This window comes from Candidatus Poriferisodalis sp., assembly GCF_965215815.1.
In the GTDB taxonomy this organism is placed as follows: domain Bacteria; phylum Actinomycetota; class Acidimicrobiia; order Acidimicrobiales; family Poriferisodalaceae; genus Poriferisodalis.
The window spans coordinates 1021221-1047197 of the sequence record NZ_CBDCEO010000013.1 but is presented as its reverse complement, the minus strand read 5'-3'; the positions used below and the strand labels follow the sequence as shown (position 1 = coordinate 1047197).

Here is a 25977-nt window from a genome sequence, read left to right as displayed (position 1 = left end):
TGCGATGCGGCGCCGCATCGGGAGTCCCTCAGCCGGCGAGCGACGCCGCGGGCACCAGACCGCGGCCATCGCCTGCTGGTTCCTCGGTGAGCGTCCATGCGCGAGCCGCAGCCGCCAGACCTTCGATGAGTGCCTCGTGATGGGGTACACGGCCGGGTCCACGGAATCCCGTCCACATCGGGCTCTTGCCGCGGATGCGTGGGGGCAGCTCGATCTGCACACCACCGCTTCGCGGCAGGTTGCAGGGGTTGCGCGGGTGCTGGCCCGACAGGGAGCGGGGGATGTCGTCGAGACGGTGAAGGATCTCGTAGTGCGGCAGCCGCCCGATCAAGTGCACGGCGACGTGGGCCGCCAGCGCGCGATTGCGGCCGCCCAGCAGCACCGCTCGCAGCAGCCGGGGGCTGCCGAAGCCGTGGACGGCGACCACCACATCGACATGGTCGAGGAACCGGTGCAGCACCGGAGAGTCGGTTGGATCGAAGCAGTGGCTGGGCAGGTGCCACTGGTCGTCGGGGCCTTGAAGGCAGGCATACACCGAGGCACCGCTGCGTTCGGCGGCCACCGTGGCGATGTCATCGGTGACCTCCTCGAGCCACCCGCCATGAAAGGCCATGAAGCCGAAGCGAGAGCGCAGTTGCAGCACTTCGGTCACACCAGGCCGGTCGAGGAGTTCGGCGAAGGGCCGTTCGGCGTCGAGGAGCGTGCGGTCGGCCAGGTGCAGTGCCACAGTGGCTCAGTTCAGCATCTCGGCGGCACTGTCCGCTTGGTCCGTCCCAGACGGTTCATCGACGTCATCCGTCCCAGTCTCATCGCTGTCGCCACGACCCGCCATCAGCATCGCCATGCCACCGACCGCGAGCACGATGCTCATGACAAGACCCAGTCGCACGCCGCCCACCGAGGCGACCCAGTTGCTCAGGCTGCTGCTCCAGCGCTCGACGGTCACCACCAGTCCGTCACCGCTGCGGTCAGTCAGATCGTTGATCCAGTACCAGATCGTGAACGCACCTGCCGCAATCAACAGCACCGCGGCGATGGTGTCGGTGTGGCGCATCAGCACGCGCAGCTTGCCGAGCAGCCAGCCGCGAGCCAGCGCCAGGCTGACTGCCAGCGAGGTGAGCACCAAGCCCATGCCCAGCGCATAGAGCACGAACGACACGATTCCGCCCACGAAGCTGTCGTTGCCAGCCGATGCGGTGACCACGACGAGGAAGGTCGCCAGCCCGCACGACACTGAGGCCACGGCGTAGCTGACGCCGAACAGGAACAGCGAGCGCACATCCCGACCGGCGCCTCCGCGCTCGAACTTGGGCAGATACGCCGTCATTCGGAATCCGGCGAGAATCGCGACGCCGAGTGCGATGAGCCCCACGCCGATGACAATGGCCGCCCACGGCACGTAGTCGCGCAGGGCGCTCAGCCCTGCCGACAGCGCGATGCCGACGATGCCGAACACTGCGACGATGCCGGTGGTGACGACGGCGCCGGTGGCCAGCGCCCGCCCGACGCCGACGCGGGAACTGCCCTCGGCGGCTCGGCGGTCGATCCCCAAGAAGAACGACAAGTAGGCGGGCAGCATCGCGAAGCCGCACGGGTTGACCGTTGCGACGATGCCGGCCGTAAAGGCGAAGGTGAGGCGTGCGCCGTTCACAAGCCGCCCCTGCGCAGGAGAGACCCGACTGGTGTCACTTCTGCCATCCGGCTCATCATTGCGCCCCTCACGGCATCTTCATAGCCCGAAGTGCTCTTCGGCACGGCTGGTGATGTCGTCGAGGGTCAGCAGGCCGCTGTGAGTCTCGAGAATCTCACCGTCGGGCGACACAAAGACCGTCGTGGGCATGCCCAGCCCGCCGAAGTCGATGAACAGCTCGCCCTCATCGAGCCCGGTGGGATAGGTCACGCCGCGTTCGGCCACTGTGGCGATGGCGTCTTCGAGCCGATCATTCGCCGCAAGGCCCAGCACCGCAACCGTGGCCCCGTGGGTATTCCAGAAGCGTTCGAAGTCGGGCATCTCGGTCACGCACGGCGCACACCACGATGCGAAGAAGTTCACGATGAGCGGGCAGCCCACATAGCCAGCGAAGGCGGCTGGTCGTTCATCGAGCGTCACGAAAGCCAAGGCGTGCACGGCGCCCAGGCTCGAGTCGACACTGTGTTGCGAAGGGTCGATGTCGCTGCACGGAGGAGGCGGTTCCGGTGCCGCGGCCACAACTGTTGAGGCGGGCACACCCGAAGCGGGCACAGTCGAATTGGGGGTGCTGGCCGGGTCGGAGTCGACGTCGACCCCGCCGCTGCCCACTTCGGCTTCCATTGCCACCAACGACGTCATCGCGGGCTGGCCGCCACCCGCCAGCAGGAACACTGTTGCCCCAAGCGCGTACAGGCCAAGCAGGGCGAACAGCCCACCGCGCCAGCCTGATAGCTGCGTTCGCAAGCGCGCCGCTCGCTGTGCATCCATGCAGTGGCGAGGCTACTTGCGCTTCATGTGACGCCCGTTTCAGGGCTGCCAACGCCCTGACGGCCCGCCCCGGGGCTGTCAGCCGCCCATTTCGGGCAACCTCAGTCCACCGGGGCAGGCTGTGTCCGATGGGCCTGTCAGGGGACAGGCCGTGTCGAGGACGCGCCTGAGCGGGGGAGGACTCAGGCGCGAACCAGATCGGGAGGCAGTGGCACCTCCTCGATGATCAGTGGCGGCCGCGGCCGTTTGGGCGGCCGGCCGCGTGGGCGTTTGTCCCTGCAAACTCGGCCGTTCTCGAAGAGCTCGCCGCCCCACACGCCCCATGGCTCGTGGCGCGCATTGGCGCCCTCGAAGCACTCGTTCATCACTGGGCAGGCCGAGCAGATTGCCTTGGCCCGAGCGATCTCGAAGAAGTTCTCCGAGAAGAACAGCGGCGTCAGGGTTCCCACGAGGTCGCGGCAGCGACCCCGAGCGCGCCAGCCCTCATTGGTGAGGGTCGGTGGGGTGTCGGTGATGAGTTCCAGCATGTGTGTGCTCCTTTGTGATGCCGGTTTGGGGTGGTGGTCGGTGGTGGATTTCGCGCTTGGGCCGAGAACGCAGAACGGCCGCCGGGTTGTCCCGGCGGCCGTTCGGAGAGTTCTGGTGTCTCAGTGGACTACATCAGACACTCCGAAGGCCGCAGGCCGTGGCGCTTGATGGTTGCGGTCGGGTGGGTACCGAAAACGCGCACGGCGTGCCGGAACACCGTTGGCATGGGGCCGGCCGCAGTGCGGCCGCAAATGGCCATGCCGCGCTCGCGACGCCACATGACGGGCTGCTGGTCGCAGCGCGCGCCGAGTGCAGGCACCCGTACGCGGCCGTTGCAGGCACGCGCCGTGTTGTAGGTGCCGACGTCGGACATCCGGAGATCCAATCGAGCCAATGGTCGGGGCAGGTGATCAGCTGCGGTCACCCGACGATACGCCGCAGTGCCGTCAAGAGCACCACTTCGCTGCGGGTCGTGTCAAGTTGTTTTCGGCCCGCCGCGCAGCGTCGCCCGCGCCGAGCGAGCTTTGCCATGCGCGGGCGCTCAGCTGAACTCGTATTCGAGGACGTCGTCGGGTCGGCGGGAAACGTTGACTTCGCCGATGTAGCGGAGGTGCTCGAGATGGGCGAAGGTCTCTGACTCGGCCATCGGACCCCACGAGCGCTCCTTGAACAGCTGCTTCATGTAGTCCTGCACGGGGGCACGTCCGAGCCGGTCAGATGAGGTGCGGAGCAGGTCCAGGCGCTCGTTGTGGTGGCGCTTGATGTCGTCAACGCGACCCGCGAGATCGGTGAAGGGCTGGCCGTGAGCCGGCAAGCCCATCGTGACGCCGTCGAAGGTGGCGACTCGATCGAGGCTGGAGAAGAAGTCCTTCAGCGGATCACGCGCTGTCGTGATACCTGAGATGTGCGGTGTGATCGTCGGCAGCACATGGTCGCCGCAGATCATCAGCCCACCCTCAGGATCGAACAGGCACAGATGATCGATGGTGTGCCCGGGCGTGTGGATCGCCACGAACTCGCGTCGTGCCAGCTTGATCCGGTCGGCGTCCTCCACGTGATGGGTGGGATGCGGCGTGGCGAACCAGCGACCGCCCCAGCCATTGCGCATCGCGAAATACCCGACCTTGGCTCGCAGCGGCATCTTGTAGCGCTGACCGCCCCAAGGTGTGGGTCCGCCCGGACCGGTATCGCGCCCGCTGTACACCGGGTCGGCGACAAGTTCGTTGTTCTCGCCGTCGGACGACACCGTTTCGAGCGCTTCTTCGTCCTCATCGGCCGTGTCCCACCACAGCCGGAACCGTCGATGGGTCACCAGGTCCGCGCCGAACTCGCGAGCGAAGCGCCCCGCTGCTCCGAAGTGGTCCGGGTGGCTGTGGGTGACGATGATCGAGTGGACTCTCTCGGGCGGAACTTCGGCTTGCGCCAGCCCAGCCATCAGTGCCTTCCAGTTCGCCGGACCGGGCAGGCCCGGATCGACGAGAGCGGCGCCGCGGTCGTCGTCGAGGATGTAGCAGTTGACGTGCCCGAGGCCCGGCATCGTCATGGGCAGCTGCAGCCGGCGCACGTCCGGTGCAAGCTCCGTGATCTTGCCGTCGGGCGGCATCTGCTCCTCGCGGGTGGGACGCGACACGGGCTGCAGGCTAGCGAGCTATTTGATCCTTCTAACGAGCGTTCGATTCTGGGTCAGGACCCCGAACCGGTCCGGCGACTGATCCGGCGGCGGACTCGGTCACGTCCGATCTCAGCCACTGCTCGCGGTAGAAGCGAAGCTCGTCAATGCTCTCCAGCACATCGTCGAGGGCCCGATGCTTGGTGGTGCCAGCACGAGACCTGCTCAGACCGGCCCACGCCTCGGCGACCTCGGGCCGCCAGCGCTTGGCGAGCTCCTTGACCGACGACACATCGATGACCCGGTAGTGCAGGTGCTCTTCCAGCGCCGGCATGTACTGGTCCAAGAAGCGGCGGTCGGTCCCGATCGAGTTGCCGCACAGCGGCGCCGTGCGGGGCTCGGGAACGTGCTCGATCACGAACGCGAGGGTGCGTTCTTGCGCTTCGGTCACGGTGATCTGCGAGGTCCCGATCTCATCGAGCAGCCCGGTGGCCGTGTGCATCTTGTGCACCTCAGGGTCCATCGCGGCCAGATCTGCCCGCGACGCTCCGATCACCAGCGACGGGCCCGTGGCAACGACGGTGAGCGAGTCATCGGTGATGACCGTCGCGATCTCCACGATGCGATGGCGGCGATGATCCAGCCCGGTCATCTCGAGATCCAGCCAGACCAGCACGGCTGCATCGTAGGCACGACCGACGGTGCTGGCCGTTCTAGCGTGCAGGCGATGAAGGGCCTGTCTCGCATGAGACTGTCGCGCCAGAGCCCCGGGCGACGGCTCACGTCGTCCGGGCTTGAGCCCAGTCAGCGGCTTCTTGCAGGCCTCGCTGTCCTCTTCACCATCTTGGTGGCCGGCACGACGGGCTATGTGCTGCTGGGGCTCGACGTGCTGGACGGGCTCTACCAGACAGTGATCACGATCTCGACGGTCGGCTACGGCGACCCCGAAGGCGTGGGCGGTCGGTACCAGCTGTTCACGATCGGTCTCATCCTGCTCGGTACCGGCACTTCGCTGTACACGATTGGTGTCGTCATTGAGATGCTGTTCGAGGGACGGCTCGACGACCAGTTCAGGAGGCGGCGCATGCAGCGCTCCATCGACAATCTCTCCGGTCATTCGGTCATCTGCGGTTATGGCCAAGTAGGCCGGGCAATTGCTGCGGCCATGGACGACGGCGGCACAGAAGTCGTGGTCATCGACCGGGATCCCGACATCATCGCTGATGATCTCTTTCTCATACCCGGCGATGCCACGAACGACCGCACCTTGCGTGACGCGGGAATCGAGCGCGCCAAGTCAATGGTGCTGGCGCTCGATTCCGACGTCGACAATCTCTACGTTGCTTTGAGTGCCCGCTCGCTGTGCCCGGGACTGTTCATCGTGGCCCGTGCGAACTCGGCGGGAGCGGTGCCGAAGCTGCACCAGGCAGGAGCGAACCGCGTGATCAACCCGCACCAGATCGGTGGTTCGCGTATGGCCGCGATCGCCTTGCGACCTGGCGTGGCCGGTTACTTCGAAGAAGTCCTCCGCCGGACCGACCAGGACGTACGTCTGCTTGAGCACCGAATACCCGAGGGAAGCCATTTCGTGGGTCGGCCCCTGTCAGAACTCGAACTGACCCAGCGCACGGGCTGCGGCATGCTGGCAATCCATCGTGGCGGCCGTTGGCTCACCAACCCCCAAGGCGGCCACCAACTCGCGGCGAACGACGAGCTGGTCGTGCTGGGCACGGACGAGCAGCTCAGCTTGGCGCTAGCGCTGTTTGAGAGCGAATCGCCGTCAGGCGTCTGACGGTCACGTCGGCCGAGCATTGATCCTCCGAGTCCCCGAACCAGGGCGCTGGACGAACGATGCCGGCTCAATCGGCTTGGCTCAATCGGCCACGAGGTGCAGCCCCCTGCGGGCCTGTTCGATGCGCTCGTAGCTCTCGCTGTCAGCGAGGTAGCGACGCTTCGCAAGCCGTGCCCGAGCGCGCCGCCTACGGGCCTTTGCCGCATCGGCGTCGACAGCGATACTCCTGGCGGCAATCGCGGAGGCGAACACACGGGCGTACAGCCCCCGTGTCGCGTAACGATTCGGCGTCTTCGTGTCGGGATCGGCCTCGAACTCGAACTGCGAGACATCGAACAGCGTGAGCGGCGGCTGTGTCGGTGGCTTCGTCGTCATGACGTCATGACTACTGAGGGGGTGTGACAGTCATGACGGGAGGGTCCGCGGCCAGGTTCAGCGTCCCGAGTGTCCGAAGCCTCCAAGACCCCGCTCTGTCTCGTCGAGTGCGTCCACCTCTTCCCACTCGGCCCTCTCGATGCGCTGGATGACCAGCTGCGCGATCCGATCGCCGCGCTGGATCTCGTAGGGATCGGTGGGATCGGTATTCAACAGCAACACGCGCAGCTCATCGCGGTAGCCGCTGTCGATCAGGCCGGGCGAGTTCACGCATGTGACACCGTGCCGCAACGCCAGCCCGCTTCGGGGCTGCACGAAACCCGCATAACCGGGCGGGATCGCCACGGCGATGCCCGTCGGGACCATGGCCCGGCCCCCGCCCGGAGCGAGCGTGACCGTCTCAGCGGCAAGCAGGTCGCATCCCGCGTCACCTGGCTTGGCATAGGTCGGCAGCGGAAGGTCGGGGTCAAGGCGTCGTATCGGCACAGCCACCACGGCGAGCACTGTAGGTGAGGCTCCGGCTGGTGCCGTGGCTGCGTTCGTCCTCTGCGGTAGGCCGCCCGGGGCTCGAACCCGGCACCTTGGGATTGGCAGAGGCCTGCTCTACTCGATGAGGTAGCGGTCCGACGTCGTGCCTGCGTGGTCGTTGCGGTAGGCCGCCCGGGGCTCGAACCCGGCACCTTGGGATTAAAAGTCCCCTGCTCTACCCGATGAGCTAGCGGCCCGACGTCCGCAGGCACCGATGCGGCCCTCCGGCACTCGTATCGAGGCTACTGGCGAGGATTCTCGCTCTAGCCTGATGTCGGTGCCCGAAGAGCCGTCTCCACTCGTCTCTGCGCAAACTTCGCCGACGGGGTCGGAGCTGCTGAGCGACGCTGAGCTCGACGCCATGGAGGACGACCTGGCACGAGCTGAACGGACCTTGGGCCTGCTGGCGGACACCGATGTCGACCCCGCAGCTGCAACGTCCTGGCTTGCCGAGCGCTGAAGACAGGTCCCGAGCGCGCGCCGAAGCCGATGGCGCGGCTACTCGATCATGAGGTCGACGTCGGAGGACACCAACTCGACTCTGTTGCGGGGCTCGAGCTGATCCCACGACCACTTCGCATCTGCAGCGGCTCCGTCAAGCCAGAACCATCGTCCTGCCAGGTTCGGCACCCGTTCGTCGCCGAGACCGACGCGGGCATCGATGGTCTTGAGCACGCCGGCGTGTCCGACGAGCAGCACTCGGCCGCAGACCGACAGGTGCCGCTGCAGCGCGGGCAGCAGACGTCGGGCAATGCTGTCTTCTGACTCGAAACCGGGCGGCCACCGCCGGGCAGCGACGTCGCCCGGCCAGCCCTCGTCGATCTCGACCCGGGTGAGGCCCTCCCAGGGACCCGCGCTGCGCTCACGCAATGATTCGTCGGTCACGACATCGCCGACGCCGAGCTGCTTCGCGATGATCTCGGCGGTCCGGCGTGCCCGCTGCAGGTCGCTGGAAACGATGAGGTCGAATGCCGGCAGATCAAAGGCCCTTCGACCGGTGTGCAGGTCGCGACCACTCATCACGGGGGTGCGCCAACTGTCGTCCGCGGCAGCGAGCGTCGCTGCCAGGGCGTCGGCGGCAATCTCGGCTTGCCGCTCTCCGAGACCTGTCAGGGGCGGGTCGGCCTGTCCCTGCCAGCGGCCGCGCAGATTCCACTCGGACTGGCCATGGCGCACCGCCAACAACTCTGAATGCTGTGTCACGGCGCCTGACCGTAGCGGGCCGTCGCAGAGACGATCGGTAGCATCACGGCGATGCCGACGGTGACGATCCGCCTTTTTGCGGGGGCACGTGAGGCGGCCGGCGTCGGCAGCACCCAGACCGAGGCCTCATCGGTCGCCGACGCGCTCGAATGGGCCAAGACGAACTTCGGCGATGGTTTCAGCGCCGTATTGGCAGCCAGCCGCGTCTGGCTGAACGGCGAACCCGCAGATCCCGACTCGCGGCTCAGCGCCGGCGACGAGATCGCCGTTCTGCCGCCGGTTTCGGGCGGTTGAGCAGCGGCGGCACGGTGGCGTCGCCTCCCCGAGCACCGGCGCACGTCCCGCAAGCCGTGCTGTGGCTCGGCCCCGCAGTGGCGTTGCCTGACGCCAGCATCGGTGCGGGATTCTTGTGGTACGCCGCACTGGTGGGTGCCATCTGGGCAGGGGCGTTGACGTTCGGGCTGCTCATGACGGCGATTGCCGTGCTTGGGGCCTGGCAAGCGGCGAGTATTCGCGGCGGCGCGGACGCGATGTCCCAGCCGGACGGCGATGACACACCTGCGGTGTTTGCCACCCTCGAGGTGAACCATCGATTGCCCGCTGCCGCGCTCGCTGGTGCAGTTGGATTCGCGGGCGTCCTCGACACCCGGCTCGCGGGAGCGGTGCTCGGAGCAGCGATCATCGCCAGCTTCATCGTGGTCGGGGCGTTGCGAGCCGCCCGCAACGGCGCCGGCGCAACTGCCAGTGAAGATGCACTGCCACCGGCTGTTCTGGCTCGTGCAGGGCTGCTGATTCGCACCTGGATGCATGTCGGGGTCGCCGCCGCGTGCTCGGCAGCGATTGCCCGGTACTCGCTTGGTGCGGCCCTGGTGCTGGTAACCGCTGCGGCTGCCTACGACGCAGGCGCTCACGTCACCGCGGCGGGGCGGCCACCGGGAGTGCGGGGCCCGTTTGTGGGTGTGGTCGCAGCCGTGATCGCCATCTTTGCGCTGACCGGTCTGAGCGTGCCGCCGTTCGCGCCCTCTGACGTCATCGAGTTCGGTGCGCTTGCCGCGCTGACACTGCCAATCGGACCCGCCGTAGCCCGGCCCATCACGGCCTTCGCGGCGCGGCCGCGGCACCGGCTGGCGGACTCGCCGAACCCCGTGAACCAAGCACCGGCCGATTCCCGAGCAGGCCAGCGCCCCCGAGCGCGTGAGCGAGTCTGGCTGCGACTCAGCGGGGAGTGGGCAGTTCGCAGGATCGATTCGCTGGGCCTCACCGCGCTGGCTTGGATGTGGGGGCTGGGCCTGCTCGCTGTCTGAACATTCGAATCGAGCGAAACCGCTGACGCTGCCCGGCCAGTTCGTGCCGGTCGGGCGATCTGCGTAGCGTTATCGACCGTGGCTCCCACCGCATCCGATGACCCCGGGTACCGGGCGACTCGGTTCTCCGAACACGACGCCCCAGGCCGGCTGGCGCGCCGCGAGCCCAGCCGTGTCTCGTCGGTTGCGGTGCTGTGCATGCACACCTCGCCGTTGCACCAACCCGGCAGCGGCGATGGCGGCGGTTTGAACGTCTACGTGCGTGAACTCACTGCGGCGTTGGCGCATCTCGGCGTCGAGTGTGACATCTACACCCGGCGCACCGACTCGTCGCAGCCCGATGAAGTGGAAGTGGAACCTGGGGTGCGCGTCACCCATGTCGATGCTGGCGCTCCCTCGCTCGACAAGGACGACCTGCCAGCAGTGGTCGCCGCGTTTGCCGACCACGTCGGCGAGCAACTCGTTCTCCGACCGGTTGACGCCATCCACGCGCACTATTGGCTGAGCGGCATGGCGGGACACGAATTGAAACACCGCCTCGACGTGCCCCTCGCAGTCACCTTTCACACATTGGGGCGCGTCAAGACGAGCACCGGTGATGCCGAGCCGCGCCACCGCGGCGACGCGGAACAGCGGATCATCGACTGTGCCGACGCCGTGTTCACCTCGGGAGACGCCGAGGCCAGCCAGCTGCGGTCGCTGTACGACGTTCCGCTTGAACGGGTCCACGTGCTGACCCCCGGCGTCAATCGGGCCATGTTCGCGCCCGGTCAGCGCCACGCGGCGCGGACGGCGATCGGGCTTCCGCCCGGACCGGTGCTCTTGTTCGTCGGCCGTCTCCAGCCGCTCAAGGGCGCCGAATTGGCCGTCGAGACCCTTGCAGCCACCAGAGCCGCTACCTCCGAAGGAGCCCAGGCCCAGCTGGTCATCGTGGGAGGACCCAGCGGTCCGCAAGGCCCCTCCACGCTGGCCCGGCTGAGGGCCATGGCTGACGACCTGGCGGTCGCCGACCATGTGCGGTTCGTCGAACCGCTCCCGCATCACCTGCTGTCGACCTACTACCGAGCGGCCGATGTGTGCCTGGTTCCGAGCCGCTCGGAATCGTTCGGCCTGGTTGCGCTCGAGGCCGCTGCGTGCGGGACACCAGTGGTCGCGTCCGATGTGGGCGGCCTGCGCGACAACGTTGTCGAGAGTCAGACCGGGTATCTCATCGCCGGCCGAGACGCCGACACCTACGCCCGCCGGGTCACCGACATCCTCACCGATCCGCTGCTGGCGCTGCGCCTCGGTGATACCGGCTCTCGCCGCGCGGAACGCTTCAGCTGGCGCGCGAGCGCGGCTGCGGCGCTCGAAGCACTTGACACCGCTGCGCGCCGCGAACTCGTTGCCTGCGTGTGAGTCACCCGGCCACCGACTCATGACACGTCGCCCGGCCACCGACGCCGAACTCGATCAGCTCGAAGCTCGCATGGATGCCTGGTTGGCGCAGTGGGCTCGCTCACAGGCCGAAGGCGCTCCCGACGAGCGCCCCATGTTGATTGACGTGACCCGAGACGATGCAGTGCCGCGCCGCTGGTATGTGCGCTTGGCGGGGGAGTCCCGCGACGTCATTGCCATATGGCTGACGCTGCGCCAACGCACGTTGACCTATGAGTCCTACGTGCTCCCAGCACCCCCGCAGCGACCCGAGCAGGTGGCCGACTTCGTCCTGCGCCGCAACTACGCGCTGGTGGGCGCCCAGTACGGCATCGGTCCCGAAGATGCGCTGTACCTGACGGGAGAGCTGCTGACCCACTGCGTCGACGAGGACGAATTGGATCGGATCGTCGGATCGCTCTGGGCGTACATCGAGCGCGACTTCACGACGCTGCTTCGCTTGGGCTTCGGGAAGTAGATCCTGAAATTCATTTGACAACTTTCATTGTCTTCTGATTGATTCAGCCCCTGCCGGGGCATTCGCCAGCAGGCATGCAGGGAAGTGCCCCACTCACGGCGAGTGCCCCGGCACCGTGTGTTCAGGCCCCTCGCGAGATCCCGGAGATCGCCTGAGCCCGACATTCGATGCTGACGACATCGGAAACATCGGCGGAAGAGGTTCGGATGCGGTCCGGTACCGTGACCGCATGGCTGAGGTGGTCGAACTGCTGATCGTGGGCGGCGGCAAGATGGGCGAGGCGCTGCTGGGCGGAATGCTCGCGGCCGGTCGCAACGCCGAGAGCATCTGCGTGAGCGAACCGATCTCGGCTCGCCGGGATGAACTGGCCGGTCGCTACGGCGTGTCGACCTCAGACGACGTCGTGGCTTCAACCGGCGCCATTCTGGCAACCAAGCCCGACGTGATCCCGGCTGTCGCGGGTGCCGTCACTGCCGCGGGCACCGACCGCATCCTCTCGATTGCCGCCGGAGTGACGCTGACAACACTCGGCAGTGCTGCTGGCAGCGGCACCCCCATCGTGCGTGCGATGCCCAATACGCCTGCGCTGGTGTCGCAAGGTGCGGCGGCAATCTGCGGAAACGACCAGGCAACCGATGCGGACTTCGCATGGGCCAGCGAGATCCTCGGTTCGGTGGGCAGCGTCGTGCGAGTTTCCGAGCACTTGATGGACGCTGTCACCGGCCTGTCGGGCTCCGGTCCGGCGTACGTGTTCCTTGTCGCCGAGGCGATGATCGAAGCGGGCGTGCTCATGGGCCTGACCCGCCCGGTGGCGGCCGAACTGGCCAACCAGACCTTGCTGGGCGCCGCGACGTTGCTGGCCGAAGGCCGTTCGCCTGCCGACCTGCGGGCCGACGTGACCTCGCCTGGCGGCACGACTGCGGCCGGGCTCCGAGAACTGGAACGCCATGGCGTACGGGCCGCATTTGCTGCGGCCGTCGAGGCCGCGACCCGCCGGTCGGCCGAACTCGGCAAAGCCTGAGCGAAGGCCGAACGAGGACCGGCGACTCGACATGACGGGCTTCGACACCGTCACCTGCGTGAGCGACCTGGGCACCGCAGACGACTCGGTGGGCGTCATCCATTCGATCCTGCGCCAGGCCGCGCCTCACGCGGCTGTCATCGACTTGTGCCACGAGATCGACCCGGGCGACACGCGCACGGCAGCGTTGATGCTGGTGCGCAGCGTGCAGCATCTCGCCCCGGGCATTGTGCTGGCATCGGTGGGTCGGCGGTTGGATCGACCCGCAATTGCGGTATCGGTCGGCGGCGGACAGTCGATGCTGGTCGGCCCGGACAATGGCGTGCTGGCTGGAGCCACAGCAGCGGTGGGTGGCGCGGACGCAGCGGTCCGGATATCCGATGGCGGCGACGCGGATCACCAAGCGGTGCTGCATCCGGCCCGTGACGTGCTTGCACCCGCAGCGGGCCGGCTCGCAGCAGGTGAGCCCATCGAGGCGCTGGGATCACCGGTCGACCCGGCGTCGTTGCTGCCCTCGCTGGTCGCCGTGCCACGCATCTCCGACGACGGCTCGGTGGCCGCAGAGGTCCTCGCGGTGACGCGCTGGGGCACGGTGCAGCTCAACGTGGACCGCGACACGCTGGCACCCCTCGGCCAGCAGATCGTCGCGGAATGGACTGCCAGCGCCAGCGTCGGGGTTTCGGCGTCGGCCAACTCCCAATCGGTCCAGCTGGCTGAGCCGGGCTCGGCAGGCACGGGCAGCCTTGCACTGTCGGATGATCCCTACGGCCTGCTCGAGTTCACCGTCGCGGGCGGGAGCGCACACCATCTCGGCTTCGATGTGGGAACCGAAGTGCGTCTGCGCAGGTTGACATGAGACCCCGCACCGCCCTCGTGCTGGCCATGCTCGCTGCACTCATCCTGCTTACGGCCACGATCCGGTTGGTCTTCTTCTTTGTCTGAGCGCCCCAGATCCATATTTCTTACGCGACATTTGCCCGATCGCGTGGAAACGGGGTGTCTGATCGGCGAGACTGTGCGGGCCGCATTCCCGACCCCGGGGTAGTCCTCGTGTCCATCGTTGTCATGGGCGTGAGCCACCGCAGCGCACCGCTCGAATTGTTGGAGCGGTGCACGGTTGCCACCGCCGACGTGCCGAAACGACTTGGCGATCTCGCGGGCTGCCCCAACGTCAGCGAAGCCGTCGTGGTTTCCACCTGCAACCGCACCGAGGCGTACGTCGTTGCCGAGAAGTTCCATGCGGCCTTCGGGGAGCTGCGCGACTTCTTCTGCACGCTGTCGGGCGCGGCACCCGCCGAGCTGTCCGACCATCTCTATGTCCTCTATGACGACGACGCAGCGCGGCACCTCTTCCGTGTGGCCAGCGGCTTGGAGTCGGCGGTGCTCGGGGAGCACGAGATCTTGGGTCAGGTGCGCACTGCGTGGGACACGGCGCGTGCCGAGGGCACTGCAGGCACGGTGCTCAACCAGCTTTTTCGTCACGGCATTAGCGCCGGCAAGCGTGCACGCACCGAGACCGGGATCGCACGGGGCACCGCTTCGGTCAGTCACGCAGCGGTGAGCATGGCCATCGAGTACCTCGGCACGCTCGAGGGCTGCCGCGTGCTCGTCGTGGGTGCGGGCGAGATGGCCGAGGGCATGATCGTTGCCGTGGCAGCCGCGGGCCCGGCGGCGGTGCAGGTAGCAAATCGAACCCCGTCGCACGCCGAGGCCCTGGCCACGCGTGTCGGCGGCCACCACCTGCCGCTCGGGAACCTTGAAGACGCCCTCGTCGAGGTCGATCTGCTGCTGACCTCGACCGGCGCGACGTCGGTCATCGTCGACCACGCCAGCGTGGGAGAGGTCATCGAGCGACGTGCCGGACGCCCCCTGCTCATCGTTGACATTGCCGTGCCACGCGATGTCGACCCGGCCGTGGCTCGCATTCCGGGTGTCACCCTGCTCGACATGGACGACCTGTCACGCTTCGCCGACGCGGGCCAGACCGGCCGCCAAGCGGAGGTGGCGGCGGTCGAGTCCATCCTGGCCGCCGAGACGGAGCGCTTCTCGGGAGACCGCACCGCCCGAGAGATGGCACCGCTCATCGAATCGCTGCGCGGCAAGGCCGAAGCGGTGCGCCAACGGGAAATCGAACGTGCGCTGGCCGCGCACCCCGAAATCGACGACGACGCTCGCGAAGCGCTCGAACGTGCGACAACGGCGCTCGTCAACAAGCTGCTGCATCAGCCCACCGTCGCCCTGCGGTCGGCGGCGGGCAAGGCCAAGGGCGACAGGCTCGCCGACTCGGTGCGCGACCTGTTCGATCTGTAGAACCTGGCAGCGTGAGGATCGCGACACGATCGAGCCCGCTGGCACTGTGGCAAGCGCGCGCCGTCGCGACAGCGCTGGCGGCAGCCGGATCATCCCCTTCCGACATCGAGCTCGTGCCGGTCTCGACGAGCGGCGATCTGGATCTGTCCACACCAATCTCGCAGATGTCCGGTCAGGGTGTCTTTGTGACCGAGGTGCAGACGGCGGTGCTTGACGGGCGGGCCGACGTGGCGGTGCACAGTGCGAAGGACATGCGCTCAGAGCCGACCCCGGGCTTGACGCTGGCGGGCTGTCTTGGCCGAGGCGACGTGCGCGATGCGCTCGTGGGTCTGGCTCTCGACGCGATTCCCCGAGGGGGAGTCGTGGCGACCGGATCACAGCGACGCGAGTGCCAACTGGCCGCGCTGCGGCCCGATCTGCGCTTCGCCGGCCTGCGCGGGAACATGGCCCGCCGCATCGCGGCCGCGGAGAATCCAGACATCGACGCCGTGATCGTGGCCGCAGTGGCGCTGGAGCGTCTCGGCGAGTCACACCGTATTGCGCAGCGATTCAGTCCCGATGAGTTCGTGCCCCAGGTTGGCCAGGCCGCCATCGCAATCGAGCATCGGGACGGCGACGCTGTAACCGCAGCCGCAGTTGCGGGGATCATCGACCAGATCACGACACGATGCGTGCATGCAGAACGCTCCTTTCTGCGAACGCTCGGCGGCGGTTGCGAGCTGCCCACCGGGGCCTACGCCACCACCGGCGCTGACGGGAGCATCGAGATGACGGCACTGCTGGCAACACCCGATCATTCCGAGATTGCGCGCACCTCTGGCAATGACCTCGACGGCGAGGCGCTCGGCGAGGCGCTCGCACGCGAGCTACTCGCTCGGACGGGGACAAGCGGTGCCTGAGAAGCGCCTCGACGTGTTGACCGACCGCACGGTCGTCGTGACGCGGGCGTCGCACCAGGCCAGCGGGTTGGTTGAAGCCCTTCGCCGTCACGGCGCCCGTCCGGTGGTTGCCCCAGCCATAGCAGTGGTGCCGCCGTTGGACGGGGGCCAACCGCTCGACGATGCCCTGCTGCGGCTCGAACAGTTCAGCTGGGTTGCGTTCACATCGCCCAACGCGGTCGCGGCAACGCTCGCACGCGCCGACCGTCGCGGGGTGCGCCGCCGCTTCGCACGCATCCGCGTCGCGGCCGTCGGTCCTGCCACGGCAGCCCGCGTCGAGGCCGAGTTGGACCGACCGGCCAACCTCGTGCCCGACCGGAACGACGCAGTCGGCCTCGCCGAGGCCTTCGGCGATCCACGACCGGGCGACGCGTGCTTTGTGCCGCACTCTGCGCAGGCCCGCCCCGAACTCGTCGACGGCCTGCGAGCACGCGGCTGGACCGTGGACGCAGTCAGCGCGTACCGCACGGTCACGCCCACGCTGTCAGACCATCTCATTGCCGATGTGGCTGCCGCGGATGCCGTGATCTTCGCTTCGCCGTCCGCGGTGGGGGGCCATCTGAGCCAGATCGGCGAGCGAGGGGTCCGCGGCAAGGTGGTCTGCATCGGCGATACCACGGCCGCTGCGTGCGTCGAATCCGGTCTGTCGGTGGCGGCCGTCGCCAGCCGTCCCTCCAACGAAGGTCTCGTCGAAGCAGTCGCGGCGGCCCTGCGCGCTGGTGAGCATCCGGCGAGCTCGTGAGTGCGCCGGCACCCCTACGCTGCGAGCCGTGACGGACCCGCATCCAACGAACGCCGGGTTGTTCGACGCGGCCCGGCGCGTCATTCCGGGCGGCGTCAACTCACCGGTTCGTGCCTTCGGGTCCGTCGGCGGCACGCCCTACTTCGTGGCATCGGCCAGCGGGCCGTACGTGACCGATGCAGAGGGTCGGCGGTACATCGACTTCGTGCAGTCCTACGGGGCGATCATTCTCGGCCATGCCGATCCGGCGGTCACCGAAGCGGTGGCATCTGCCGCGGCGGAGGGCACTTCCTACGGAGCGCCCACGGCGCGCGAGGTAGCGCTGGCTGAGCACATCGCCAGTGTGGCCCCAGGTGTGGAACAGGTACGGCTGACCAGCAGCGGAACCGAGGCCACCATGACCGCTGTGCGGCTGGCACGCGGTTTCACCGATCGGTCCCGCATCGTCAAATTCGCCGGCTGCTACCACGGTCACGCTGATTCGCTGCTGGCCGCAGGCGGGAGCGGTGTCGCCACGCTCGGCCTGTCGGGCTCAGCCGGCGTGCCGCCGAGCGCAGTGGCCGACACGGTGATTGCGCCCTACAACGTCGTGCCCGCACTCGACGAGCAGGTTGCTGCGGTCGTGGTCGAGCCGGTGGCGGCGAACATGGGTCTGGTGCCTCCTTCGCCGGGATTCCTGGAGGGCCTGCGGAACGCCTGCAACGAGGCGGGCGCGCTGCTGATCTTCGACGAGGTCATCACCGGATTCCGTCTCGGCCCGGGCGGCGCGGCCGAGCGGTACGGGGTCACGCCCGATATTTCGTGCTTCGGCAAGGTCATCGGCGGCGGCTTGCCGATCGGCGCGCTCGGCGCACGTACCGAGATCATGGAGACGCTGGCACCGACCGGTCCCGTGTACCAGGCAGGAACGCTTTCGGGGAACCCATTGGCGACCGCAGCAGGACTGACGGCACTCGAACGGCTCACGCCGGAGGCCTATGCAGAGCTGGAAGCGCGGGCCAGCCGGTTCGCCGACGGCGCGCGCGACGCGCTGGCTGACGCTGGCTTCGATGCTGCCGTCTGCCAGGTCGGCACGCTCCTCGGCTTGTACTGCGGCGCAGGGCCCGAACCGGGCTGGTTGCCGGTCGACTACGACGATGCCCGTACCACCGACGAGCAGGCCTACGCGCGACTCCACGCCGAGCTGCTCGCACGTGGCGTGGCGTTCGCCCCCGGTGCCTACGAGGCGATCTTCGTGGGCCTCGCACACACACCCGACGTCATCGAAGATGCCGTCGCTTCCATCGCCGATGCCGCCTCCTCGACCCACTCCTGACTCGTCGCCGATTAGACGCGGTCAGCCAGTTGGCTCAGGCTATGCATTAGATTGCCTCATGTTTCTTGGGTCCTAACTGCCTCGACATGCACTCCTCGAACGTTTGGCCATGTATCTAAACCCCGAGTGATACCGCGCGGATTTCGCAGGCAGGAAATCGACGATTTGGAGACAGAGCGGATGCAATTGTGATCATCTTCGGATGGAAGTCTCGCGCTCGCGTCGTCTCAAGCGGCTCTTTTCGTTGCCCTCGGTGCGGTGACAAGCGTTGGTACTCAAATGTCTCGGTACGAAGATGGTTCACTCTGTTCTTCATCCCACTGATCCCTCTGGACGAGCTGGGTTCCTATATTGAGTGCCGGTCTTGTGGTTCCACATACAGCCAGGGGGTACTGACGACTTCGCGTCCGGTGCCGGCGCCGACGAATTCTGCAGGTGTTGCGGGACGCCCTCCACAAGACTCAAGTCCGCGTTTGACTCAGGCTCCCGCTCATTCGACGACTGAGGAGGCCATTCGACGCCTTCTGGTTTCGATCTCGTTGGCAGACGGCGAGGTCACACCAGACGAAGCGGCGTTCCTGATTGTCATCGCACAAGATTTCTTGCCGTACCCCTACTGTCTTGACGACTTGATCGAAGACATAGCTGCGTTCTCCGATGACGATGTCCTAGCGACGATGAGATCAATGAGGCAGCTGTCAGGAACCTTGAACAATCAGGGACGGGAGCTATTGCTACAGGCCGCAGCTTTCATCTCCGCGTGTGACGGGGAGGTTCATGAGGCCGAGTTCAAGATGCTGCAAGACTTGGCTCGCGCATTTGGGCTGCCGCGGTCTCAGGTAGGGAAATCGCTAGAACTCGCTCGTACGTCGCTTGCCCGCACGGAAACAACCGAAGAACCATTCTGAGATCCCGAAATAGGATCGGCCATAAGCACCAGAGCGCCGAGGCTCGACATCGTCCGCTTCCCAGGGTCTGTCAGATTCTGACAGACCCCATCGCCCCCTATGACCGTCACCGAAGCACTCGGCGTCCTACCATTCACGCTCGTGCTCATCGCCAGTGTCTCGAAGACACGACCAAAGCCATGACACGACGCTCGCCGGCAGACACGACGGCACGTCACCACGCTGCGAGGCGATGACATCACGCCCGCGCTCATTCGCCGCGGTCGCCTGTGCCGTGGTGCTGCTCGCCGCCGGATGCGCCTCGGGCGACGACAACGCCGCCGCTCGCACTGCCGACCTCGAAGCCCGAATCGCTGACCTCGAATCCGACCTCGAAGCAGCACTCGAAACAGCCGCGCCAACGACGACCACGACCACCACCACATCGACGGCCACCACGACGGCTGAGCGTTACCTGTCGCCCGCCCAGCGAGAGGCCAATTGCGACGAAGTGTCCACGGCCAACGGGGTGCTCGTTACCGCCTACAACGAGGCCATCGAGGCGAGCCACGAGACCCTCGACGCGTTGCGGGCAGCAGGCGATGCCTACGAGGCCACCCCGACCGACGCCAACTGGGACCGATACGTGGCTGCCGCCAATGCGCACGCGACGACACGGGCCGCCAATGTCGCCCCCGCCGTCGGACTCCGGGCGTCGTACTTCGAGTTCATCGCCGCCTGCGACGGAACCGACCTGTTCGGACCGGCAAACATCCTGAATGCGAAAGCCGCCGTGCTCGCCATCGACGAAGACCTCGCATGGTTCGCCGACCAGTGCGCCGACCTCGAACACCTCGTTACCTGCCCGCCCGAAGCGCTGCGCCTCGCCGAAGCCGACTACCCGCCGATCCCGGACTGACGTCGCCACGGTCCGAAGCCATGACACAACGACACGGCGGAGTGCCATGACCGACAGCGGGACTCAGACCGTCGGGTAGGGATTTGACACCCCGACGGCACCGAAGCTGCCCCCACCCGCAGCGCCTCTTGCTGACGTCGCAGCGCCAGCGATGAACCGGCGCCTCCGGTCGGATTGACGGACGGCACGACCGAAGCAAGGCTGTGGATGTACGACGACCCGGCGCGCCGCTGGATACTGCTCGTGGCCCCGTGGGCACTGCTCGTTGTCGAGTCGCCCGTCGCTGCTGTCGCCTGCACCGCAGCGCTCACCGGCCGAGCGCCCGACACCCGGGGCGCTGTAAGGCGTCCTGAGTGTCCGCAGCCGTCGGGGCCACAACGGTGCTCACAGTCCGGCGACGTCTCGCCGCCGCAACCACGCCGGCGTCCACATCGAGCTCGTCGACGCAGTCGAAGCCGTCGGGTACATGCACCGCCCGCCGAACCCAGCAGCCCCCGATCCCACAAAAACGCGAAGGCTCAAGCGATTTGGTTCGATTTCTCCAACGCTTGAATTGGGATACCAATCGGCATATGCCACTGCCAGTGAGCGAAGATAGATGGCGGATGTCGTCGCCGTTCACGAGGGCGGCGAGTTTGGCTTCGACGGCGGCGACGCCCTGGTGCTATGGCGCGAGGCCCTCTTGCCAGAGGCGGCGGGCGAAGTGGTCTGCGGGGATGATGTCGATCCCATCGTGAGTGCGGCGTGGCCGGTCTTCGAGACAAACCACCACTCGGGCCGCTAGCTCAGGGTGCTCCTCGGCCAGCTTGCGCAGCCCTCGTAGATGGCGTGTCGTGACGGTGGCGGCGGCCTTGGCTTCGACTGCGATGCGCATGTCGCCGACGATGAAGTCCACCTCGATGCCGCTGGGCAGCCGCCAGTAGCTGAGCTCCTCGCCGGTCTCGTGATACGCCGTCATCGCGCACAGCTCGTGGAACACCCAGTTCTCGAACGCCTTGCCGTACGCGTCTGAGCCCCGCTCGACGGTGCCGCGACGGGCGAGGCGGTTCACCACGCCCACATCCTCGAAATACAGCTTGGGCGCCCCGGCCAGACGGCGCTTTGCCCGTCGCCGCCAGCGCGGCAGCCAGCGGGCCAGCAACGTGTCGGTGAGGATGCCGAAGTGCGCCTTCGCCGTCGGCCCCGAGACGCCGCATTCGCGGGCGATGTTGGCGAAATTGACGGGGTCGCCGTCGCTGAGGGCGGCGGCGTCGAGGAAATCGGAGAACGCCGGCAGATTGCGCACGAGGCCCTCCGCGGCGATCTCCTGCCGCAGGTAGTCGGCGATGTAGGCATCCAGCAGGCGGTGGGGCCGTTCCGATTCGTACATGCGCGGCAGATACCCGTGGTTGAGCATCCGGTCGAGGCTGAACGCATCGCCGAGCTCGCCGGAGGTGAGGCCGCGGAGCTCATAGCGCAGCGCTCGCCCGCCGAGCAGGTTCGCCGCACCGTGACGGACTCTTCGTGCACTTGACCCGCATAGCGCGAAGTGCAGCCCGTGACGTTCGATGAGCCAATGCACTTCGTCGAGCAGCGCGGGCACCTTCTGGACTTCGTCGATCACAACCTGGCGGGTCGGGTCCGGGCCGTGAGGGCCGGCCGCTTCCAGTTCCTGTCGCAGCCGCTCAGGTCGGGTTGCGTAGCGGCGGAAGTCGTCGGCCTTGAGCAGATCCACCCACACGCCATCGGGGTACTGCTGGCGCAGCAGGGTGCTCTTTCCCGCCTGCCGAGGTCCCCACAGAAAGAACGTTTCGGTGCCCGACGGCGGCAATGTCAACTTGCGCCCATACATTGCCTTTAGATTATCATGACAATCTAAAGCATCAATTTCACCGATGTCTGACCGTACGTATGCGTGCGGCAGTGCATACGACGAGGCATCGCCCGAGCCTTGAATCTGCGCGACCGACTCGCATAGCGTCGCCGGTCGTGACCCCGCCTGCCGTTGCCGGTTTGCCGAGTGTGCGCCTGTCGCCGGATTACAGCGACTCATTGCGCCGCCTTACTCGCGACGAGCAGCATCAGGTCAACGCTGCGGTGATGCTCTACTTGGAGAACCCGGCACTGCCTGGGCTGAAGCTCAAGAAGCTGCGCGGCAAGAGCCCGGCCGATCAGTTGTGGTCGATGCGTGCATCCAAGGAGCTTCGCATCCTGCTGACGCGTCACGGATCGGTCGCTCACCTCGTGTATGTGGACCACCATGACGCGGCGTACAGCCGCGCCGAGACCATCGGAGCGCCGCCGCCCGCACCGGTAACGCCGGAATCGGCAGGCTGCGTGGTCTCCGCCGACGGCGACGGAAAGCCGGTGCCGACGAGCCGCCATGACAAGCCAAGGGCGGCGGATGTGTCGGAGAAGTCGGAGACCCCGTTTGAGGCAACTCAGCGGCCTCTGCTGTGGATGTGGCCCGTCGAAGACCTGCATGAGTATCTCGGTTCGTAGCAGCGAATCGGCTGGAGGGGCTCAGAGTGATCAGTTCGTCGCAATCTCGGAAGCGCAGGCAGCGGCGCTGGTCGGCGCGACGGAAGATGACGTCGAGGACGTGCTGCTGACCGGTTGGCCAGGCGATGCCAAGGCGTCGGTGCGCGCAAATCTGCTCGACTTGCTTGTCGATCTGTCCGAGATGTCCCCGCAAGACTGGCGCGAGGCAAGGCTGACCGACGACGAGACGGCCGCGGTTGAGCGGTTTGCCAGGGACATCACTGAGCAAGGGGCGGCGGCGGCGCTGTCGGCCGAGCTTGGCACCGAGGAACTGCGGCATCTTGCGGCCGCACCCATTGAAGATTGGATGCTTTTTCTGCACCCCGATCAACGCGAGATCGTCGAACACAGCTTCGCTGGCCCAGCTCGCGTCAGCGGCTCGGCCGGCACAGGGAAAACCACGGTGGCGCTGCATCGTGCAGCTTGGCTCGCCAAGCACCCGCCTGAGGCCGACATGTTCGGCACCGAGCCGCTGTCGATCCTGTTCACCACCTACGTGAAGACCTTGGTGCCCGTTCTCGAGGCGCTCTATGGGCGGCTGCCCGGCTCGGTGCCCGACGCTGTCACGTTCACCAATATTGACCTGCTTGCAGCCGAGTTGTGCGAAGAAGCTGGTGACCTGGGCAATTGGAACGGGGCGCAGAACGAGAACACCTTTGCGCTCGCCAAGAAGGAGATTGTCAAGCCGGGCACGCCGCTGCACGAACTGGGCTGCTCTGACGGCTACCTGCGCGAGGAAATCCAGCGAGTCATCATTGGCCGCGGTATCGACGACCTCGACGGCTACCTGAGCATCGACCGGATTGGTCGCGAGATGCCGTTCCGGCGTTCCGTGCGGGAACAAGTCTGGGAGCTCTGCTTGGCGTGGCGCGACCTTATGGACGCGAAAGGACTGGAGCACTTCGAAGACCGGATGCGACGCGCCCGCGACTACGTCCGCTCGCTGACAGAGCCGCGCTATCGCACGGTCATTGTGGACGAGGCGCAGGACCTGACTCAGACCGGCCTCGAACTGCTGTGCGCGCTCGTAGCTCGTCGGGTTCCGACGACTCAGGGACCGCCCCACCACGAGTTGGGACGGGATTCCGTGCTGATTGCTGGCGACGCGGCGCAGCGGGTCTACGCAGGCGGGTACACCCTGCGAGCTGCCGGGGTAGACGTGCGCGGTCGCAGCCACAATCTCGGGCGCAACTATCGCAACACACGCCAGATCATCGAGACAGCCATCGCGTGCGTCGGCAGCTTCGCTGTCGCCGACCTTGAGGCCGAACAAGGAAGCGGGTCGGTCGTACGCCGTAGTGACGCCGAAAGCGACGCGGCGACCGATGGCGTGCGGCCCAGGCTGGTCATAGCCGCCAACAAACCAGGTGAGCGTCGCTGGGTCGCTGCTGAGATCGCACAGCTACGGGACGCCAACGAGGAACTCGCCCTGAACGACTTCGGCGTGTTCGCTGCCCGAAACGACGATGTCGACGCTGCCCTCAACATGCTGAAGAGTTCGGGCTTGGAGGCTCAGAATCTGAAGAACTCAACGCTTGGCGGCGGTGGAGTCAAAGTCGGCACGCTTGACCGGGCGAAGGGTCTCGAGTTCAAGGTGGTGTTTCTTCTCGGCATCTCGCACGGAGCGTGGCCGTTCACCGCGAACAAGGGCCTCCACCCAGGCGAACGGACCGATGCCGAGGCACTGGCAGCATCCAAACTCTTCGTCGGCATGACCCGCGCCCGCGACTTTCTCTACGTCGTGTGCAGCGAGAAGCCGCACTCGCTCATTGACCATGGCCGTGACCATTTCGAGACGATCCGCGTCCCGGCTGCCTGACGGTTCACACGTCAGTCGTTCGGTGGGCTCAATTGCTTGATGATCCGCCGGGCGAGTCGTTCATTGATCTCGTTGTGGCGCGGCACCGCCTGTTACGTGCTGGTCTCGGGGTTCCGATACCAGTCGTGCTTGGAACCGTGCCGAACCAAGACCGATCCTGTCGCACGGATCCGCCGGACCAGTTCGGCCCGCTTCACGCCAACGTGAGGTCAGCGACGTGATGAACCCCAGGCAGTTCACCGCTCGTCAGGTCAGCGTGGAGATCGCGCAAGTGCTCCTCGAGGTCTTCCAGCGTCGTGCCCTGAACCCAATAGTCAGGGAATTCCTCGAGGTAGCCGAGCCACCACCCGTCCTCTTGCCAGTAGACGATCTTCGTGGTCCGCACGCCCGCATCTCCCAGCTGGCCGTTTGCGTTGAACATAGCGCCCGTGGAGCGCTAAACCCGGCGCGGAATCGGCGCCGGCCGCGGGGCTCAGGTGCGGTCTCGCCAGAGCCGCGCCAGCGAGGAGGCCGCTCGGTAGATCTGCCTGTCCGCGCGAGGACCATCGGGACTCGCCAGCAGATCGTTCGAGACGCGCATGGCCAGGTTCCCCATCCGGGGGGAGCGGATCGCCAGCTGCGTCAGCTTTCGCATCAACCCGGGCTGGCCGAGCGCACGCAAGGCCAGATCGGCGTGCTCGGTGGTCACACGGTTGTCGTCACGCGGGCTTCGCACCAAGCGAGTCTCTTGGCGGAGCTGCTTCGCGAGCACGGCGCGCACCCGGTGATCGCGCCGGCCATCGCGGTGGTACCCCCGCTGGACGGCGGCCAGCCGCTCGATGATGCACTGCTGCGGCTCGAACAGTTCAGCTGGGTTGCATTCACGTCACCCAACGCGGTCGCGGCGACGCTCGCTCGCGCCGACCGTCGCGGAGTGCGCCGTCGCTTCGCGCGTATTCGTGTCGCAGCCGTCGGTCCTGCCACCGCCGCCCGCGTCGAGGCCGAATTGGACCGCCCTGCCAACCTCGTGCCCGACCGCAATGACGGTGCTGGCCTCGCTGCGGCCTTCCCCGATCCACGACCGGACGACGCGTGCTTTGTGCCGCACTCGGCCCAAGCCCGCCCCGAACTCGTCGACGGACTGCGAGCACGCGGCTGGACGGTGGACGCGGTCAGTGCGTACCGCACGGTCACGCCCACACTGTCGGACCATCTCATTGCCGATATGGCTGCCGCGGATGCGGTGATCTTCGCTTCGCCCTCGGCGGTGCACGGGCACCTGACCCAGATCGGCGACCGACCGGTCAGCGGCAAGGTGATCTGCATCGGCCGCACCACTGCGGCTGCGTGCGCCGAGGCGGACCTGCCAGTGGCAGCCGTTGCCAGCCGCCCCTCCGACGACGGTCTCATCGAAGCAGTGATTGCTGCTGGGAATGGCTGATAAGAGCGCTCTGCAACACTGGTGCCGTGACTCGCACGCCAGAAAATCATTCGAACCCCATAGACGCCGCGCGTGAGACTCCCCGCCGCGGACGACGGATGCCGTCGTTCCGCGCCAACACTTGGAGGCCATCGGCATCACGCCGAGAACCAAGCGCACCTTCGAGCTCGCCGATGGCACCTCGAAGGAGTTCGACATCGCCTTGGCTGAGTTCGAATTCATGGACGAAGTCGTCGCTGGCAGGGTGATCTTCGTCGACGACGACACCGAGCCGCTGCTCGGCCTGACAGCGCTCGAATCCGTCGGCATCGAGGTGGACCCGCGGAACCAGCAACTGAAGCGATTGTCCGCGGTACGGCTCAAGTCGCTCGCGCCTGTCTGAGACCGGCGCGCCC

31 protein-coding genes and 1 tRNA gene are annotated in these 25977 nt (G+C 66.8%); 18 read left to right on the top strand and 14 right to left on the bottom strand.

Features of this window, described 5'->3' with window-relative positions:
- Positions 1 to 28 precede the first annotated feature (28 nt).
- The 7 genes from ACOOHB_RS14750 to orn form a co-directional block, all read right to left on the bottom strand.
- Entirely contained in the window at positions 29 to 727 is a 699-nt protein-coding gene (locus tag ACOOHB_RS14750) for a poly-gamma-glutamate hydrolase family protein (protein ID WP_420445583.1), read from the bottom strand.
- A 6-nt stretch (positions 728 to 733) separates the two neighbouring features.
- Complete coding sequence (locus tag ACOOHB_RS14745) at positions 734 to 1651, bottom strand: cytochrome c biogenesis CcdA family protein (protein ID WP_420445582.1); 918 nt, start codon at positions 1649 to 1651, stop codon at positions 734 to 736.
- Between the two features lie 78 nt (positions 1652 to 1729).
- Positions 1730 to 2458, bottom strand: coding sequence for a TlpA family protein disulfide reductase (locus ACOOHB_RS14740; protein WP_420445581.1), 729 nt, complete (start codon positions 2456 to 2458; stop codon positions 1730 to 1732).
- Positions 2459 to 2640: 182 nt separating this feature from the next.
- The gene (locus tag ACOOHB_RS14735; RefSeq protein ID WP_420445580.1) at positions 2641 to 2985 is read right to left on the bottom strand and encodes a WhiB family transcriptional regulator; all 345 of its coding nucleotides are present in this window, start codon (positions 2983 to 2985) and stop codon (positions 2641 to 2643) included.
- 128 nt (positions 2986 to 3113) lie between these two features.
- The gene (locus tag ACOOHB_RS14730; RefSeq protein WP_420445579.1) at positions 3114 to 3359 is read right to left on the bottom strand and encodes a hypothetical protein; all 246 of its coding nucleotides are present in this window, start codon (positions 3357 to 3359) and stop codon (positions 3114 to 3116) included.
- Positions 3360 to 3527: 168 nt separating this feature from the next.
- Positions 3528 to 4616, bottom strand: coding sequence for an MBL fold metallo-hydrolase (locus ACOOHB_RS14725; protein ID WP_420445578.1), 1089 nt, complete (start codon positions 4614 to 4616; stop codon positions 3528 to 3530).
- 31 nt (positions 4617 to 4647) lie between these two features.
- Positions 4648 to 5271, bottom strand: a complete 624-nt coding sequence (gene orn, locus ACOOHB_RS14720) for an oligoribonuclease (protein WP_420445577.1) — start codon at positions 5269 to 5271, stop codon at positions 4648 to 4650.
- Between the two features lie 51 nt (positions 5272 to 5322).
- Between orn and ACOOHB_RS14715 the strand changes: the two genes are divergently transcribed.
- Entirely contained in the window at positions 5323 to 6387 is a 1065-nt protein-coding gene (locus tag ACOOHB_RS14715; protein ID WP_420445576.1) for a potassium channel family protein, read from the top strand.
- Between the two features lie 81 nt (positions 6388 to 6468).
- On the opposite strand, the gene ACOOHB_RS14710 is transcribed toward ACOOHB_RS14715, so the two are convergent.
- The 3 genes from ACOOHB_RS14710 to ACOOHB_RS14700 all read right to left on the bottom strand — a co-directional run bounded on the left by ACOOHB_RS14710 (position 6469) and on the right by ACOOHB_RS14700 (position 7487).
- A complete protein-coding gene (locus ACOOHB_RS14710; protein WP_420445575.1) occupies positions 6469 to 6762 on the bottom strand; it encodes a hypothetical protein in 294 nt (97 codons plus the stop codon).
- A 57-nt stretch (positions 6763 to 6819) separates the two neighbouring features.
- Positions 6820 to 7266, bottom strand: coding sequence for a dUTP diphosphatase (gene dut / locus ACOOHB_RS14705; RefSeq protein ID WP_420445574.1), 447 nt, complete (start codon positions 7264 to 7266; stop codon positions 6820 to 6822).
- Positions 7267 to 7414: 148 nt separating this feature from the next.
- A tRNA-Lys gene (locus tag ACOOHB_RS14700) sits at positions 7415 to 7487 on the bottom strand.
- Positions 7488 to 7567: 80 nt separating this feature from the next.
- Here ACOOHB_RS14700 and ACOOHB_RS14695 point away from each other — a divergent pair.
- A complete protein-coding gene (locus tag ACOOHB_RS14695) occupies positions 7568 to 7750 on the top strand; it encodes a hypothetical protein (protein ID WP_420445573.1) in 183 nt (60 codons plus the stop codon).
- Positions 7751 to 7788: 38 nt separating this feature from the next.
- Here ACOOHB_RS14695 and ACOOHB_RS14690 read toward each other — a convergent pair whose 3' ends face one another.
- Positions 7789 to 8493 carry a histidine phosphatase family protein gene (locus ACOOHB_RS14690; RefSeq protein ID WP_420445572.1) on the bottom strand — a complete coding sequence of 235 codons (705 nt, stop codon included), beginning with the start codon at positions 8491 to 8493 and terminating at the stop codon, positions 7789 to 7791.
- 51 nt (positions 8494 to 8544) lie between these two features.
- Here ACOOHB_RS14690 and ACOOHB_RS14685 point away from each other — a divergent pair, with 51 nt between their 5' ends.
- The 12 genes from ACOOHB_RS14685 to ACOOHB_RS14630 all read left to right on the top strand — a co-directional run bounded on the left by ACOOHB_RS14685 (position 8545) and on the right by ACOOHB_RS14630 (position 19823).
- Entirely contained in the window at positions 8545 to 8787 is a 243-nt protein-coding gene (locus tag ACOOHB_RS14685; protein WP_420445571.1) for a MoaD/ThiS family protein, read from the top strand.
- Positions 8784 to 9797 carry a hypothetical protein gene (locus ACOOHB_RS14680; RefSeq protein WP_420445570.1) on the top strand — a complete coding sequence of 338 codons (1014 nt, stop codon included), beginning with the start codon at positions 8784 to 8786 and terminating at the stop codon, positions 9795 to 9797. The genes ACOOHB_RS14685 and ACOOHB_RS14680 overlap by 4 nt, the downstream gene beginning before the upstream one ends.
- A 78-nt stretch (positions 9798 to 9875) precedes the next feature.
- Entirely contained in the window at positions 9876 to 11195 is a 1320-nt protein-coding gene (locus tag ACOOHB_RS14675) for a glycosyltransferase (RefSeq protein WP_420445569.1), read from the top strand.
- Between the two features lie 19 nt (positions 11196 to 11214).
- The gene (locus ACOOHB_RS14670; protein ID WP_420445568.1) at positions 11215 to 11691 is read left to right on the top strand and encodes a YbjN domain-containing protein; all 477 of its coding nucleotides are present in this window, start codon (positions 11215 to 11217) and stop codon (positions 11689 to 11691) included.
- A gap of 229 nt (positions 11692 to 11920) precedes the next feature.
- Positions 11921 to 12712: a pyrroline-5-carboxylate reductase gene (gene proC / locus ACOOHB_RS14665; protein ID WP_420445567.1), complete on the top strand. Its 792-nt coding sequence runs from the start codon at positions 11921 to 11923 to the stop codon at positions 12710 to 12712.
- Positions 12713 to 12743: 31 nt separating this feature from the next.
- Complete coding sequence (locus ACOOHB_RS14660) at positions 12744 to 13568, top strand: SAM-dependent chlorinase/fluorinase (protein ID WP_420445566.1); 825 nt, start codon at positions 12744 to 12746, stop codon at positions 13566 to 13568.
- Positions 13569 to 13708: 140 nt separating this feature from the next.
- Positions 13709 to 15022: a glutamyl-tRNA reductase gene (locus ACOOHB_RS14655; protein ID WP_420445565.1), complete on the top strand. Its 1314-nt coding sequence runs from the start codon at positions 13709 to 13711 to the stop codon at positions 15020 to 15022.
- An 11-nt stretch (positions 15023 to 15033) separates the two neighbouring features.
- Positions 15034 to 15921, top strand: a complete 888-nt coding sequence (gene hemC / locus ACOOHB_RS14650) for a hydroxymethylbilane synthase (protein WP_420445564.1) — start codon at positions 15034 to 15036, stop codon at positions 15919 to 15921.
- Entirely contained in the window at positions 15914 to 16702 is a 789-nt protein-coding gene (locus ACOOHB_RS14645; protein ID WP_420445563.1) for a uroporphyrinogen-III synthase, read from the top strand. The genes hemC and ACOOHB_RS14645 overlap by 8 nt, the downstream gene beginning before the upstream one ends.
- 28 nt (positions 16703 to 16730) lie before the next feature.
- Positions 16731 to 18017, top strand: coding sequence for a glutamate-1-semialdehyde 2,1-aminomutase (gene hemL / locus ACOOHB_RS14640; protein ID WP_420445562.1), 1287 nt, complete (start codon positions 16731 to 16733; stop codon positions 18015 to 18017).
- Positions 18018 to 18205: 188 nt separating this feature from the next.
- The gene (locus ACOOHB_RS14635; RefSeq protein ID WP_420445561.1) at positions 18206 to 18925 is read left to right on the top strand and encodes a TerB family tellurite resistance protein; all 720 of its coding nucleotides are present in this window, start codon (positions 18206 to 18208) and stop codon (positions 18923 to 18925) included.
- Positions 18926 to 19157: 232 nt separating this feature from the next.
- Entirely contained in the window at positions 19158 to 19823 is a 666-nt protein-coding gene (locus ACOOHB_RS14630) for a hypothetical protein (RefSeq protein WP_420445560.1), read from the top strand.
- Between the two features lie 664 nt (positions 19824 to 20487).
- On the opposite strand, the gene ACOOHB_RS14625 is transcribed toward ACOOHB_RS14630, so the two are convergent.
- Complete coding sequence (locus ACOOHB_RS14625; protein ID WP_420445559.1) at positions 20488 to 21654, bottom strand: ATP-binding protein; 1167 nt, start codon at positions 21652 to 21654, stop codon at positions 20488 to 20490.
- Between the two features lie 137 nt (positions 21655 to 21791).
- Here ACOOHB_RS14625 and ACOOHB_RS14620 point away from each other — a divergent pair, with 137 nt between their 5' ends.
- Both ACOOHB_RS14620 and ACOOHB_RS14615 read left to right on the top strand, forming a co-directional pair.
- A complete protein-coding gene (locus tag ACOOHB_RS14620; protein WP_420445558.1) occupies positions 21792 to 22304 on the top strand; it encodes a type II toxin-antitoxin system RelE family toxin in 513 nt (170 codons plus the stop codon).
- Positions 22285 to 24162, top strand: coding sequence for a 3'-5' exonuclease (locus ACOOHB_RS14615; protein WP_420445557.1), 1878 nt, complete (start codon positions 22285 to 22287; stop codon positions 24160 to 24162). The genes ACOOHB_RS14620 and ACOOHB_RS14615 overlap by 20 nt, the downstream gene beginning before the upstream one ends.
- Before the next feature lie 193 nt (positions 24163 to 24355).
- Here the strand turns inward: ACOOHB_RS14615 and ACOOHB_RS14610 are convergent, their stop codons facing one another.
- Together ACOOHB_RS14610 and ACOOHB_RS14605 are read right to left on the bottom strand one after the other, a co-directional pair.
- A complete protein-coding gene (locus ACOOHB_RS14610) occupies positions 24356 to 24547 on the bottom strand; it encodes a type II toxin-antitoxin system HicB family antitoxin (protein WP_420445556.1) in 192 nt (63 codons plus the stop codon).
- A gap of 87 nt (positions 24548 to 24634) precedes the next feature.
- Positions 24635 to 24877, bottom strand: coding sequence for a hypothetical protein (locus tag ACOOHB_RS14605; protein WP_419551251.1), 243 nt, complete (start codon positions 24875 to 24877; stop codon positions 24635 to 24637).
- Positions 24878 to 24889: 12 nt separating this feature from the next.
- Here ACOOHB_RS14605 and ACOOHB_RS14600 point away from each other — a divergent pair, with 12 nt between their 5' ends.
- Positions 24890 to 25582 carry a uroporphyrinogen-III synthase gene (locus ACOOHB_RS14600; RefSeq protein WP_420445555.1) on the top strand — a complete coding sequence of 231 codons (693 nt, stop codon included), beginning with the start codon at positions 24890 to 24892 and terminating at the stop codon, positions 25580 to 25582.
- A gap of 121 nt (positions 25583 to 25703) precedes the next feature.
- Complete coding sequence (locus tag ACOOHB_RS14595) at positions 25704 to 25964, top strand: hypothetical protein (RefSeq protein WP_420445554.1); 261 nt, start codon at positions 25704 to 25706, stop codon at positions 25962 to 25964.
- The last annotated feature ends 13 nt before the right edge of the window (positions 25965 to 25977 follow it).

What these genes read in the sequence shown, in the direction of transcription:
- ACOOHB_RS14740 (WP_420445581.1), bottom strand. Translation starts at nt 2,458, where the DNA reads ATGGATGCACAGCGAGCGGCGCGCTTGCGAACGCAGCTATCAGGCTGG.
- ACOOHB_RS14735 (WP_420445580.1), bottom strand. Translation starts at nt 2,985, where the DNA reads ATGCTGGAACTCATCACCGACACCCCACCGACCCTCACCAATGAGGGC.
- ACOOHB_RS14730 (WP_420445579.1), bottom strand. Translation starts at nt 3,359, where the DNA reads ATGTCCGACGTCGGCACCTACAACACGGCGCGTGCCTGCAACGGCCGC.
- ACOOHB_RS14715 (WP_420445576.1), top strand. Translation starts at nt 5,323, where the DNA reads ATGAAGGGCCTGTCTCGCATGAGACTGTCGCGCCAGAGCCCCGGGCGA.
- ACOOHB_RS14710 (WP_420445575.1), bottom strand. Translation starts at nt 6,762, where the DNA reads ATGACGACGAAGCCACCGACACAGCCGCCGCTCACGCTGTTCGATGTC.
- ACOOHB_RS14685 (WP_420445571.1), top strand. Translation starts at nt 8,545, where the DNA reads ATGCCGACGGTGACGATCCGCCTTTTTGCGGGGGCACGTGAGGCGGCC.
- ACOOHB_RS14670 (WP_420445568.1), top strand. Translation starts at nt 11,215, where the DNA reads ATGACACGTCGCCCGGCCACCGACGCCGAACTCGATCAGCTCGAAGCT.
- proC (WP_420445567.1), top strand. Translation starts at nt 11,921, where the DNA reads ATGGCTGAGGTGGTCGAACTGCTGATCGTGGGCGGCGGCAAGATGGGC.
- ACOOHB_RS14660 (WP_420445566.1), top strand. Translation starts at nt 12,744, where the DNA reads ATGACGGGCTTCGACACCGTCACCTGCGTGAGCGACCTGGGCACCGCA.
- ACOOHB_RS14630 (WP_420445560.1), top strand. Translation starts at nt 19,158, where the DNA reads ATGACATCACGCCCGCGCTCATTCGCCGCGGTCGCCTGTGCCGTGGTG.
- ACOOHB_RS14625 (WP_420445559.1), bottom strand. Translation starts at nt 21,654, where the DNA reads ATGTATGGGCGCAAGTTGACATTGCCGCCGTCGGGCACCGAAACGTTC.
- ACOOHB_RS14615 (WP_420445557.1), top strand. Translation starts at nt 22,285, where the DNA reads ATGAGTATCTCGGTTCGTAGCAGCGAATCGGCTGGAGGGGCTCAGAGT.